This window comes from Allorhizobium sp. NPDC080224 (assembly GCF_050281005.1).
In the GTDB taxonomy this organism is placed as follows: domain Bacteria; phylum Pseudomonadota; class Alphaproteobacteria; order Rhizobiales; family Rhizobiaceae; genus Allorhizobium.
Genome location: NZ_JBNNWJ010000001.1, coordinates 3113596 through 3125776, shown reverse-complemented (window position 1 = coordinate 3125776; position 12181 = coordinate 3113596). Strand labels below are relative to the sequence as shown.

The window sequence follows — 12181 nt, the reverse complement described above, 5'->3', positions numbered from 1 at the left end:
CTCTTCTGATCAGACATGATGCAAGACAAAAGCCGCCGCGATCGCTCGCGACGGCTTTTGTCTTTGATCGGTTCCTGGGATCAGAATTCTTCCCAGTTGTCCTGCGAGGTGGCGGTTGCGGTGCTGCCGCCACCGAAGGCTTTGGCAAGGTTGCCGACCATGCGGCGAGCCGGGGAGGCTACGGGGCGCGTCTCGGCTTGAGCGGCGGCCGGGCGTGCTGCCGGACGGGCCGTCGGTGCCGGTGCAGCATAGCTCGGCGTCGGAGCGCGGTTCGGGGAAGCTGCTCCGCCGGTGACACGGAACTGCGCGACGAGCCCACCCAGACTGCGGGCGCTGTCGGCCAGACGGTGGGTCACGGCGGTCGCTTCTTCGACCATCGCGGCGTTCTTCTGGGTGAACTGGTCCATGTGGTTGACCGAGCCGTTGATCTCGTTCAGCGCGGTGGACTGCTCGCGGGCAGCCGAGGCGATCGACGAGATGTGGTCGTTGATGACGGCCACCTGACTGGAGATCTCGGTGAGCGCGCTGCCGGTCTGCTGAACGGGCGACACACCGCCGGCGACGGCTTCACCCGACTTGTTGATCAGCGCCTTGATGTCCTTGGCAGCATTTGCGGAGCGCTGAGCCAGTTCACGGACCTCCTGGGCGACGACGGCAAAGCCCTTGCCGGCTTCGCCAGCGCGCGCTGCCTCGACACCTGCGTTCAAGGCGAGCAGGTTGGTCTGGAAGGCGATTTCATCGATGACGTTGATGATCTTCGAGATCTCGCTCGACGCCTGTTCGATGCGGCTCATGGCCTCGATCGCGTTGGACACGACCTTGCTGGAGCTCTCCGTGCTCTGGCGAGCCTTGGTCGCCATGGTCGCGGCTTCGTCTGCCTTGGCCGACGAGCCACGCACGGTCGATGTGATCTCCTCGAGGGCGGCGGAGGTCTCTTCGAGAGAGGCGGCCTGCTGTTCGGTGCGCTTCGACAGGTCGTCGGTCGCAGAGCGCATCTCGGCCGAGCTCGCCTCGATGCCCGTGGTTTCATTGCGGATCTCGGCGAGCGTGCTGCTGAGCTTCTCGACGGAGGCGTTAAAGTCGACGCGCAGACGGTCGAGGTTTCCGGTGAAGGCGCGATCGATGCGCACGGTCAGGTCGCCGTCGCTCAGACGGTTCAGACCGTCGGCGAGAGCATCGACGGCTTCCTGTACGAGACGGGCATCCTCTGCCTTGGCGACTTCGCGCTCGGCGCGTTCCTGCTCGCCCTGGGCGGCAGCGTCGGCGGCACGGCGTTCGATCTCGATCTTCTGGATCGCGCTTTCGCGGAAGACGTTGATCGCTCGGGCAAGTGCGCCAATCTCGTTGCGCAGATTTTGATCCGGCACGTCGGTTTCGAGCTGGCCGGAAGCAAGGCGGTCAGCGACAGCCGTCAGGCGCGGCAGGGAGCCGACGATGCGACGGACGAGAAGGGCGATCAGCGTTGCGGCGATCAGAAGCACGATCAGCGCGGTGGTGCCGATCGCGTAGGTCATCTCGGTTGCGATGCTGTTGATGTCGGCCTTGCGCACGCCGGCATAGAGAATGCCGAGCACATCACCGGTCGGCGAGAAGATCGGCTGGTAGATCGTGTAATATGGCGTCTCCAGGATGACGGCTTCGCCGCGATAGACCTCGCCCTTGACGGAATAGGGATAGACAGCGCCGGTCTGGCCGAGTGCGGTGCCGACGGCGCGGTTGCCATCCGGCTTGATGATGTTGGTGGTGCGGCGCCAGAAGTCCTTGCTTTCAGCATCCCAGGCAAAGATCGTCGCCGTCTGGCCGGTCATGCGGCCGATGACGTCGATCATGCCGTGCTCGGTGAACTCAGTCGGAATGGATTCCATCACGATGCGGCTGACGTTGCCGTCCTGAGCCCAGGTGATCTGGGTGCCGGGCAGATCCCGTTCGATGATCGTGGCCGCTGTGCGAAGGCTTGCATCCTGGCCAGCGATCGCCTGCTGCTGGATGCGGGTTTCGATGCTGCCAGAGATGACCCAGGCCACGGCTCCGAGCGCCGCGATCAGGATGAGGACCGTGGTGGCGGTGATTGTCTTCGTGATGCCGAAGCGCGAAAAGAACTGCATTATAAAAGGGCCTTTGGACGTTGACTTGGACGTTAGTCTAAGCGCTTTGAGTTAATCCTTGGTTTTACAGAGGTTTTCGGAATCGAGTTGACGAAGGGCAAAAACACGATTTCTCGTTAGTCGGCCTCCCCAAATCTGGCGTGGCTGGAAAGAAAGGGCCTTGAAATGGTGGAAAAGCGGGAATTGAAGGCCGAGATCCGGAAAGCGCGGCTGGCGGTCCGGGACGCGATCCCGGCGGATACGAGACTGGAGCACAGTCTTGCCATGGCCGAGCTTGCGGGAGATGCTCTGTCGCTGGAGCCCGGGCTCGTCGTCTCCGGCTTCTTCCCGATCCGCTCCGAGGCGGATATTCGCCCTCTGATGGCACGGCTCAAGGCCCGGGGCGCGCGGCTCTGCCTGCCTGTCGTTCTGGACAAGGAGACGATCGTCTTTCGCGAACTCGCAGCCGACGCGGAGCTCGTCGATACCGGTTTTGGCACCCGCGGCCCAGGCCCTGAAGCTGCGGTTCTCGACCCCGATCTGCTTCTGGTGCCTCTGTCGGCCTTCGATGCTGCCGGCAACCGGATCGGCTATGGTGCCGGTCATTACGACCGCGCGATCGCCCGTCTCAGGGAAAAAGGCCGGCATCCGAGGCTGATCGGCATTGCATTCGACTGTCAGGAGGTGGCAGAAGTGCCCTACGAGGCCCATGACGTCCGGCTGGAAGCCGTGCTGACCGAGAGCGGCCTTAGAAGATTCATGGAGTGATTGGACGAAAATGCGACTTCTGTTCCTCGGAGACATGGTGGGCAAGACCGGACGTACGGCTGTATGGGAGCGGTTGCCGGGCCTGATCTCCGATCTGAAGCTCGATTTCGTCATCGTCAACGGCGAGAATGCCGCCGGCGGCTTTGGCATCACCGAGGATATCTATCTCGAGACGATCAATGCCGGTGCCGATGTGGTGACAACCGGCAACCATGTCTGGGACCAGAAGGAAGCGGTGTCGTTCTGCACCCGGCACGACCAGTTCCTGCGCCCGGCCAATTATCCGGCCGGCACGCCCGGCAAGGGTTCCGGTCTTTTCTACGCCCGCAACGGTGCGCGCGTGCTCGTCGCCAACATCATGGGCCGCGTCTTCATGCATCCTGAGCTGGACGATCCCTTCAAGTCTGCAGAGAGCATTCTTGCGGCCGCCCCGCTGAAGGAGCAGGCGGACGTCATCGTCTTCGATTTCCATGCCGAAGCGACCAGCGAGAAGCAGTGCTTCGGACATTTCGTCGATGGCCGTGCAAGCTTCGTTGTCGGCACCCACACCCATGTGCCGACCGCCGACCACCAGATCCTGAACGGTGGCACGGCCTATATGTCGGATGCCGGCATGTGTGGTGATTACGACTCCTCGCTCGGCATGGAGAAGGAAGAGCCGCTCAACCGCTTCATCTCGAAGATGCCCAAGGGCCGCTTCGAGGCGGCAAGCGGGCCGGCGACGATCTGCGGCGTCGGCGTCGAGATCTCAGACAGCACAGGGCTTGCCGAAAAGATCGCCCCCTTGCGGCTCGGCCCGCGGCTCGCCGAGACGATCCCGCCCTTCTGGGCCTAACGGCCCGGCGATAACGCCATTGTGAGGCCTGGAGACGGGGAGGCAGCTTTACGCTTTCCCGGTGCTCCCGCATTCTTGGCTTTCAAGCTAGACGGTGCAGGGAGCGGCATGATGCTGAGACTGGTGTTGTCCACGATGGTGCTCTCGGTTCTGACCGGTGGTGCCTTGGCGCAAGAGGCACAGCGACCGCAGGTCAGCCAGTGCCAGCTGATCGCCGAGAAGATTCCCAAGGTTCAGTACGCCAACTTCACGCCTGCAGGCTCCGGCGCCCCGGTCTTGACGCTCGCGCAGGTGCAGGAAGATGTGGTTATCAGCTTTGTCGGCCATTCCACCTTCCAGATCGACACGCCGGCCGGCATTTCAATCGCAACAGATTTCAATGGCTGGCTCCGCACGTCGCGTACACCCGATGTCGTGACGATGAACAAGGCGCATTCGAGCCACTATACCCTCAATCCCGATCCCGCCATCGGTTCAGTCCTGCACGGCTGGAACGAGGCCCAGCCCGGAGAGCCGATCGAGCATCGGCTGGTCGTGGGGGATGCCTATGTCAGAAACGTGCCAACGGATATCAGGAGTTGGGGCGGAACCATGGAGCCGAATGGCAACTCGATCTTCATCATCGAGGTCGCAGGCCTGTGCATCGGCCATCTCGGCCATCTGCATCATGAATTGACCGACACCCATTACGGTGAGATCGGCCGACTGGATATCGTCATGGTGCCGGTGGATGGTGGATTGACGCTCGGGGCAGACAGCATGAGCCGGATCGTGAAGCGTCTGCGCTCCGCACTGATCCTGCCCATGCATCGTCGCGGTCCACCGATCGAAACTTTCCTGTCAATGTTCGACGACAGTTTCGATACGCAGATCTCGGAGAATCGCGGCTTCACGGTGTCGATGCGGACATTGCCGAAAAAGCCGCTGATCCTAGTCTTGCAGGGGGTCTAGTACCCCCGCTGCGGTTCAGGCGAAGCGGACTTCGCGGTGTACGCCGACATCCGGCATCTTCTCGTCGCTCATGTTCGCCTTGGCGATTTCCCAGCCGAACTTGAGCGAGCTGTTGGTGGAGGCCCAGATCTCGCCATCGTCCAGCTTGAGTTCCAGAAGCGTCAGCTTCGGATCGGACTTTCCGCCTTCGTACCAGGCTGCGACGACGGAATTCCAATATTCGTCGATCTTGGCCGGATCCTTGTTCTCCACCAGCGTGCCTGCGAGGCAGGCATGATAGTCGTGATCCTTGCCGACGACGCAGAAGTGAGCGCGGCTGCCGGGACGCAGGGCCTGCACAAGATGGCTGTCGGTCTTGGAGAAGAACCAGATGCTGTTGCGCTTGCGATCCGCATTCGGGGCCATCGGCTGCATGTGCATATTGCCGCCCATAAGGCCGAGCATACCGGCATGGATGCTGTCGATTTCATCCCAAAGCTGTTCGACGGGATTTTCGCGGGCTTCGCTAAAACTTGCCATGTTCTGTCTCCTTGTCGTGTGTGCTCAGAGCAACGAGTTCGGCAGGCACTTGTTCCGGCTTTTTGAACCGATGTCGCGGCCTTGAAACAGCTGGCTTTCGCCCTTATAAGGCGGCCATTCCCACAAACAGACCTGATCAGGGGTGCCATGGCTGGCCATTCACAGTTCAAAAACATCATGCACCGCAAGGGCAAGCAGGACGGTATCCGTTCGAAGATGTTCTCCAAGCTCGCGCGCGAAATCACCGTTGCCGCAAAGACCGGTCTGCCCGACCCTGCGATGAATGCCGCACTTCGTCTCGCCGTGCAGAACGCCAAGGCGCAATCGATGCCGAAGGACAACATCGAACGCGCGATCAAGAAGGCGTCCGGTGCCGATGCCGAGAGCTACGACGCGATCCGTTATGAAGGCTACGGTCCTGGCGGCGTTGCCGTCATCGTCGAGACGCTGACCGACAACCGCAACCGTACGGCCTCCGTCGTTCGCTCGACATTCTCCAAGGCCGGCGGGGCGCTCGGCGAAACAGGATCGGTGTCCTACTCCTTCGACCATGTCGGCGAGATCACCTACAAGGCCTCCGTCGGCGATGCCGACAAGGTGATGGAAGCGGCGATCGAAGCCGGTGCCGAAGACGTCGTTTCGGATGAAGACGGGCATACGATCTACTGCGCCTTCGAAGACATGAACGAAGTGTCCAAGGCGCTCGAAGCCGTGCTCGGTGGTGCGGAATCGGTCAAGGCAATCTGGAAGCCGCAGAACACGATCGAGGTCGATGAAGAAAAGGCGACCTCGCTGATGAAGCTCATCGACACACTCGAAGACGATGATGACGTGCAGAACGTCTATTCGAACTTCGAAATCTCCGACGAAGTCATGGCGAAGTTGTCCGCCTGATCGTCTGGACCGATCGAGACATACAAAAGCCCGGCTGCATCGCAGCCGGGCTTTTATCATTCAGCGATTTTTCGGCAACTCAGGCAGCGGCGCTGCGTACACTGCCGATGACGTCGACGAGTTCGTTGACGATGCGCTCGACTTGCTCGCGGTCGTCTCCTTCGGCCATGACGCGGATCAGCGGCTCGGTGCCTGAGGGGCGGATGACCAGACGGCCGGACTTGGCGAGCTCTGCCTCAGCGTCAGCGATGGCCTGCTTGACGACGGCGTCTTCCAAAGGCTTGCCGCCGGAGAAGCGGACATTGCGCAGGAGCTGCGGCACGGGCTCGAAGCGGTGGCAGAGTTCGCTGACCGCCTTGCCGGTGCGCTTGACGGCGGCGAGGATCTGCAGGGCGGCGACGAGGCCGTCACCGGTCGTGCCGTGATCGGCGAGAACGATATGGCCGGACTGTTCGCCGCCGACGTTGAAGTCGTGGTTGCGCATGTGCTCGACGACATAGCGGTCGCCGACCTTGGTGCGGGCAAGCGTCAGGCCCTTGTCGCCGAGGAAACGCTCGAGGCCGAGGTTCGACATGACGGTCGCGACGATGCCGCCGCCACGCAGCAGCCCGTCTTGTGCCCAGGTTTCGGCAACGACTGCCATAAGCTGATCGCCGTCGATGACAGTGCCGTTTTCGTCGACGATGATGACTCGGTCGGCGTCGCCATCGAGTGCGATGCCGATGTCGGCGCGGGTCTCGTGGACCTTCTTCTGCAATGCGTCCGGATGGGTCGAGCCGCATTCCAGGTTAATGTTCGTGCCGTTCGGCTCGTCGCCGATGGTGACCACGTCGGCGCCGAGTTCCCAAAGGGCAGCCGGCGCCACCTTGTAGGCCGCGCCGTTGGCACAGTCGATGGCGACACGCAGACCGTGAAGGGTCACGTCGCGGGGTAGGGTGCGCTTGGCGAATTCGACATAGCGGTCATGCACGCCATCGATGCGCTTGGCGCGGCCGATGTCGTTGGGGGCTGCAAGCTGGCCGTAGAGATCCTTCTCGAGCAGTTCCTCGATCTGCTGCTCCAGCTCGTCCGACAGCTTGTAGCCATCGGGGCCAAAGAGCTTGATGCCGTTGTCGGCAAAGGGGTTGTGCGAGGCGGAGATCATCACGCCGAGATCGCAGCGGAGCGAGCGCGTCAGCATGGCGACCGCAGGCGTCGGGATCGGGCCGAGAACGAAGGCATCGAGGCCGGCGGCCGTGAAACCCGCGACCATGGCGTTTTCCAGCATGTAACCGGAGAGGCGTGTGTCCTTGCCAATCACCACGCGGTGGCGGTGCCCGCCGCGGCGGAAGATCGTGCCGGCGGCTATACCGACACGCATGGCGAGATCGGGTGTCATGGGGAAGCGGTTGGAGAGGCCGCGAATACCGTCCGTGCCGAAGTAACGACGTGTCATCAAGTGTTCCTTCAAGTCCATTTCGCTGGCGGTCGCTGCACGTGATCAGCACTGGCGATCGTGCAGGGGCCCGCGGTTGGCTGCTCATGCCATAGAACGCGGCGAAGAACACGTAAAATAGCGCTAAAACTCATTACATGGCGTTACCAAAGGCCCTGTCGTCCACCGGATTTTGCGGCTTGGCACGCTCCATACAAAAAAGGCCACCCCGTGAAGGGTGGCCTTTCACTTGATCTCTATCGCGTTCAATCAGTGCGGCTGCGGTTCCAGCCCGCCTTCCGGTTCGCCACCCTTGGGCGCATCCTTGCGACCGGTCGAGGGCACGGCGGAGCCACGGCTCGGTGTGCTGTCGTCACCGCTGTCGCGGGACGGCTTTTCGCCGCGGATCAGCGCCTTGATCTCTTCGCCCGAGAGCGTCTCGTATTCCAGCAGGCCTTCGGCAATCGCCACGAAGGCGTCGTGGTGGTCGGTCAGGATACGGCGTGCCTCGGTATAGGCTTCGTCGATCAGGCGACGCACTTCCATGTCGATCTTCTGGGCGGTCGATTCCGAAACATTCTTCGACTGCGAGACCGAATGACCGAGGAAGACTTCCTGCTGGTTCTCACCATAGGCGACCTGACCGAGGACATCCGAGAAGCCCCACTGGGTAACCATGGCGCGGGCAAGTTTGGTGGCCTGCTCGATGTCGGAAGACGCGCCGGAGGTGATGTTCTCCTTGCCGAAGGTCAGTTCTTCAGCCACGCGTCCACCCATCATAATGACGAGACGCGAGACCATCCACTTGTAGCTCATCGAGTAGCGGTCGCCCTCGGGGAGCTGCATGACCATGCCGAGCGCACGACCGCGGGGGATGATGGTTGCCTTGTGCAGCGGATCGGCGACGGGCACCTGCAATGCGGTGATCGCATGGCCAGCTTCGTGATAGGCGGTCAGCTTCTTTTCGGCCTCGGTCATGGCGGAGGAGCGGCGTTCCGCGCCCATCATGATCTTGTCCTTGGCGTCTTCGAACTCCGACATGGTGACGACACGCTTGTTACGTCGGGCGGCCATGAGGGCAGCTTCGTTGACGAGGTTCATCAGGTCGGCACCGGAGAAGCCGGGCGTACCACGCGCGAGAACCTTGAGGTCGACATTCGGGGCCAGCGGCACGTTGCGGGCGTGGACCTTGAGGATTCGCTCGCGGCCGATGATGTCTGGGTTCGGCACGACGACCTGACGGTCGAAACGGCCCGGACGCAGAAGAGCAGGGTCGAGAACGTCGGGACGGTTGGTCGCCGCGATCAGGATGATGCCTTCATTGGCTTCGAAGCCGTCCATCTCGACGAGCAGCTGGTTGAGCGTCTGTTCGCGTTCGTCGTTACCGCCGCCGAGACCGGCGCCACGATGGCGGCCAACGGCGTCGATTTCGTCGATGAAGATGATGCAAGGCGCATTCTTCTTGGCCTGCTCGAACATGTCGCGGACACGGCTTGCGCCGACGCCGACGAACATTTCGACGAAGTCAGAGCCGGAAATGGTGAAGAAAGGCACATTGGCTTCGCCGGCAACGGAGCGGGCGAGAAGCGTCTTACCCGTGCCCGGAGGGCCAACGAGCAGAACGCCGCGCGGGATCTTGCCGCCGAGGCGCTGGAACTTCTGCGGGTCGCGCAGGAATTCGACGATTTCTTCCAGGTCCTGCTTGGCTTCGTCAACGCCTGCAACGTCATCAAAGGTGACCCGGCCGTGTGCTTCCGTCAGGAGCTTGGCCTTCGACTTGCCGAAGCCCATGGCTCCACGCGAGCCACCCTGCATCTGACGCATGAAGAAGAGCCAGACGCCGAGAATCAGCAGCATGGGGAGAAGCGTGCCGATATAGCTCAGGAAGCCGGAGGACCCATCCGTTTCGGGACGGGCCACGATCATCACGTTCTTGGCTTCCAGCTTGGTCAACAGGTTGTCGTCGACCACTGGGGCATAGGTCTGGAACGCCGTTCCAGACTCGACATACTTGCCGAGAACGCGATTGCCAGTGACCGTCACTTCCCGCACGCGCCCTGCATCCACCTCTCGGAGGAACTGCGAGTAAGGCACCTCGCTTGAGGCCGTCTGCGACGGCGAGGTCTGGAACATGCTGAAGAGCGCGATCAGCAACAATGCGATAATCGCCCAGAGCGCGAAATTGCGAAAATTTGGGTTCATTGAACTCCCCGAACCTGTGGTGCGGGACGAAGCCCCGCAGAATTACTCTCTAACATAGGATCACGCCGCATCCTTGCCAAGGCAAACGGGCCTTCACAGATCGTTTTCCGTCAATAAGTCTTAAATGGGACAGCTGGGGCTCGGTTCCGCGCCAATGAGTGTGGCTATCGCGTCGGCCAATGGCTGGTCGAAACTGGGCATGAAATCCGCGTAGATCGAGAGCCGTGGTGCGACCGTCACGAGTGGGCCCTGCTGGTGGGAAATGCCATGGATATCAGCGATTTGTGGCGCGTTACCCTGCAATGCAGAACGGATCGAGCCAGGCAAAGCGCGGTCGATCGTGGATGCAGGACCGCCTGTGATCGTGACCTCGTCATCGCTCGAATTCAGGATTGTATAGCGGCCGTCCCAGACACCGATTGCCGCTGGTAAAAGCGACAGCGGCAAAAGACCGCGCCTTTCGCGCACGAGATAGAGCCGGTCGCGTCGTCGAAGGACCAGGGTACCCGACAGGGTCAGGCGAAAATCCGAGCCTTCGTCCAGTTTGAGGCTGAGCCGCGCGAGGCTGTTGGCACCGGGACGATGTAGCCTGCCGCCGAGCACGGCGACCAGCGCGCCAAGGGCGTGATCGCTAACGGCCTTCTCAGTCGAGGCAGGCAGCGACACAGTGACAAGCATTCCGGGTCCGGCAGTCGCATGACCTTTCAGCCAGTCTGCCGCTTGTGCCGAAAGGGATGTTCTTTGTCGGGCGGAAGCGTCGATCACGGCGAGATCGACTGTCGGAACCGCACGCCGCGTCCGGACCCGCTCATAGCGGGAGTCGTCATTGCTCGGGTCGTCGATCCACGTCCGGCCAGCGGCCTGGAGACAACTGCGGATCGTCGCGCGCCGCGTGCGGAGAAAAGGGCGCAGGATCCAGAGGCGGCCGGCATAAAGCGTGGCTGGCGCCATGCCGGAAAGACCGAGGACCGCGTCGGCGGAGCGACCCGCGCGCATGGCCACAGTCTCGATCTGATCGTCCAGAGTATGGCCGGTGACGATTGCGTCGGCGTCGTAGGTGTCTGCTGCATGGGCGAGCAACCGATAACGCGCCTCGCGAGCGGCAGCTGAGAGGCCGGTCGTGGGCTTCTCGCCGGTCCAGCGTTCGATCCGATGCGATATGCCGAGCTCTCCGCACAGTATCGCGATCTGCTCAGCCTCGTCGGCGGCTTCCGGCCTCAGGCCGTGGTCGATGGTTGCGGCGGAAAGAGAGTGGCGGTGAGGATATGTGTGTCCGTCGATCGCGCGCTTCAGTGACAAAAGCAGGCCGAGCGAATCGCTGCCACCGGATACGGCGACGAGCAGGCGCATGGGACGGTTGAGGAAGGATAGAAATTCTTGGGTCGCGGCTTCGGGCGAGAGTTCGGGCAGCGATGACCCTGCCGCGAGGACGGCGCTCATCAGCAGCTGAGGCGCTTCTGCTCGCTCGCGACCTTCGATACGACGGCGCGGGAAGCCTTAGGGTAGCGCTTCGAGACTTCGCGCAGCGTGGCGCAGGCCGTCTCGGTATTGTCGAGGGCGGCGAGCGACATGCCGAGCTTCAGCAGCATCTCAGGCGCCTTCGGGGAGGTGTTGTAGGTCTGATGGGCATTCAGGAAGGTTTTGGCCGCCTCGTTGAAATTGCCCTGGGAGTAGAGCGCTTCTCCGAGCCAGAAATGAGCATCGGCGATCTTGGCGCTGCTTGGATAGGCCGCGATGAAATCGCGGAACTCGCTCTCGGCTAGCGAATAGTCGCCGGAGAGCACATGGGCATAGGCAATCTGATAGACGTCGCCCTCGGAATTGAGCGAGGCGGTCTGCTGCGGCGCAGACGGAGGCGTTGTCGAGGGGGCGGTCACGCCGGTATCGACGCCGGGCAGGGCGGTAGAGCTGTTGTTCAGCGCATCCTGGTTGAGCGTGGCCGTGACGGGCATGCCGCTTTCATCGAGCGCGATGGAGCCGAGCGTCTGTTCGCCGGGTGCTGTTCCGGACCCGAGACCGGAAGCGTCGGCGGTTACGCCGACGTCCGGGGTTTCGGTGATGATCTCTGCGACCGAATCCTGCTGGTCGCCGGCGGTGGCAGGACGGGTCAGCGAGCCGCTTTTCTTCTCGAGATCCTGGAAGCGGAACTCATTGTCTTCCTGCTGCTTTCGGATGGCTTCCTGCATCTGCAGGAGCTGGAAGCTCATTTCCTCGATCCGGCCGTTCAGGGCGCGAATTTCTTCCTCGAGCTGCTGGACACGCAAGGTCGGATCCGTCGCCTGAGCGAACTGGACGTCTGCCTTCGGCGTTTGTCCGGTGGCCTTCTGGCCGAGCTGGACATTCGGAAACAGCTGGAATGCGTTAGCAGCGCTGCTCAGTCCGGTAAGCGAGGCCGTCGCAAACAGAGCGGCCATCACAAGTTTGTTCATGTTCCTTTTCCTGTTTTCGCGATGATTTTGCGCCGAACCAGCGCCGACAGGAGTTTTCCCAATTGCCTGCAAAAAGCAACCAAGT

General features: G+C 62.0%; 10 protein-coding genes. 4 read left to right on the top strand and 6 right to left on the bottom strand.

Annotation, left to right across the window (positions count from 1 at the left end):
• Positions 1–80: 80 nt before the first annotated feature.
• On the bottom strand, positions 81–2105 hold the full coding sequence (locus tag ACQKP1_RS15370; RefSeq protein WP_427275921.1) for a methyl-accepting chemotaxis protein: 2025 nt from the start codon (positions 2103–2105) through the stop codon (positions 81–83).
• A gap of 168 nt (positions 2106–2273) precedes the next feature.
• Here ACQKP1_RS15370 and ACQKP1_RS15365 point away from each other — a divergent pair, with 168 nt between their 5' ends.
• From ACQKP1_RS15365 to ACQKP1_RS15355, 3 genes are all read left to right on the top strand, one after another.
• Positions 2274–2852, top strand: coding sequence for a 5-formyltetrahydrofolate cyclo-ligase (locus ACQKP1_RS15365; protein WP_427276464.1), 579 nt, complete (start codon positions 2274–2276; stop codon positions 2850–2852).
• Between the two features lie 10 nt (positions 2853–2862).
• On the top strand, positions 2863–3687 hold the full coding sequence (locus ACQKP1_RS15360; protein ID WP_203017452.1) for a TIGR00282 family metallophosphoesterase: 825 nt from the start codon (positions 2863–2865) through the stop codon (positions 3685–3687).
• A gap of 108 nt (positions 3688–3795) precedes the next feature.
• Complete coding sequence (locus ACQKP1_RS15355) at positions 3796–4638, top strand: MBL fold metallo-hydrolase (RefSeq protein WP_427275920.1); 843 nt, start codon at positions 3796–3798, stop codon at positions 4636–4638.
• Between the two features lie 15 nt (positions 4639–4653).
• On the opposite strand, the gene ACQKP1_RS15350 is transcribed toward ACQKP1_RS15355, so the two are convergent.
• Entirely contained in the window at positions 4654–5157 is a 504-nt protein-coding gene (locus ACQKP1_RS15350; protein WP_006726837.1) for a pyridoxamine 5'-phosphate oxidase family protein, read from the bottom strand.
• A 147-nt stretch (positions 5158–5304) separates the two neighbouring features.
• On the opposite strand from ACQKP1_RS15350, the gene ACQKP1_RS15345 reads away from it, so the two are divergent.
• Positions 5305–6051, top strand: a complete 747-nt coding sequence (locus tag ACQKP1_RS15345) for a YebC/PmpR family DNA-binding transcriptional regulator (protein ID WP_427275919.1) — start codon at positions 5305–5307, stop codon at positions 6049–6051.
• Positions 6052–6130: 79 nt separating this feature from the next.
• Here ACQKP1_RS15345 and glmM read toward each other — a convergent pair whose 3' ends face one another.
• The 4 genes from glmM to ybgF all read right to left on the bottom strand — a co-directional run bounded on the left by glmM (position 6131) and on the right by ybgF (position 12096).
• On the bottom strand, positions 6131–7486 hold the full coding sequence (gene glmM / locus ACQKP1_RS15340; RefSeq protein ID WP_427275918.1) for a phosphoglucosamine mutase: 1356 nt from the start codon (positions 7484–7486) through the stop codon (positions 6131–6133).
• Positions 7487–7735: 249 nt separating this feature from the next.
• The gene (ftsH, locus tag ACQKP1_RS15335) at positions 7736–9667 is read right to left on the bottom strand and encodes an ATP-dependent zinc metalloprotease FtsH (protein WP_427275917.1); all 1932 of its coding nucleotides are present in this window, start codon (positions 9665–9667) and stop codon (positions 7736–7738) included.
• A 120-nt stretch (positions 9668–9787) separates the two neighbouring features.
• Complete coding sequence (gene tilS / locus ACQKP1_RS15330) at positions 9788–11107, bottom strand: tRNA lysidine(34) synthetase TilS (protein ID WP_427275916.1); 1320 nt, start codon at positions 11105–11107, stop codon at positions 9788–9790.
• Positions 11107–12096 (bottom strand): tol-pal system protein YbgF, encoded by a 990-nt coding sequence (ybgF, locus tag ACQKP1_RS15325; RefSeq protein WP_006726832.1) that lies wholly within the window; start codon positions 12094–12096, stop codon positions 11107–11109. Before ybgF ends, tilS begins: the two co-directional genes overlap by 1 nt.
• Positions 12097–12181: the final 85 nt, after the last annotated feature.

Excerpts from the sequence above, each read along its gene's own strand:
- ACQKP1_RS15370 (WP_427275921.1), bottom strand. The coding sequence starts at position 2,105 with ATGCAGTTCTTTTCGCGCTTCGGCATCACGAAGACAATCACCGCCACC.
- ACQKP1_RS15360 (WP_203017452.1), top strand. The coding sequence starts at position 2,863 with ATGCGACTTCTGTTCCTCGGAGACATGGTGGGCAAGACCGGACGTACG.
- ACQKP1_RS15355 (WP_427275920.1), top strand. The coding sequence starts at position 3,796 with ATGATGCTGAGACTGGTGTTGTCCACGATGGTGCTCTCGGTTCTGACC.
- ACQKP1_RS15350 (WP_006726837.1), bottom strand. The coding sequence starts at position 5,157 with ATGGCAAGTTTTAGCGAAGCCCGCGAAAATCCCGTCGAACAGCTTTGG.
- ACQKP1_RS15345 (WP_427275919.1), top strand. The coding sequence starts at position 5,305 with ATGGCTGGCCATTCACAGTTCAAAAACATCATGCACCGCAAGGGCAAG.
- glmM (WP_427275918.1), bottom strand. The coding sequence starts at position 7,486 with ATGACACGTCGTTACTTCGGCACGGACGGTATTCGCGGCCTCTCCAAC.
- ftsH (WP_427275917.1), bottom strand. The coding sequence starts at position 9,667 with ATGAACCCAAATTTTCGCAATTTCGCGCTCTGGGCGATTATCGCATTG.
- tilS (WP_427275916.1), bottom strand. The coding sequence starts at position 11,107 with ATGAGCGCCGTCCTCGCGGCAGGGTCATCGCTGCCCGAACTCTCGCCC.
- ybgF (WP_006726832.1), bottom strand. The coding sequence starts at position 12,096 with ATGAACAAACTTGTGATGGCCGCTCTGTTTGCGACGGCCTCGCTTACC.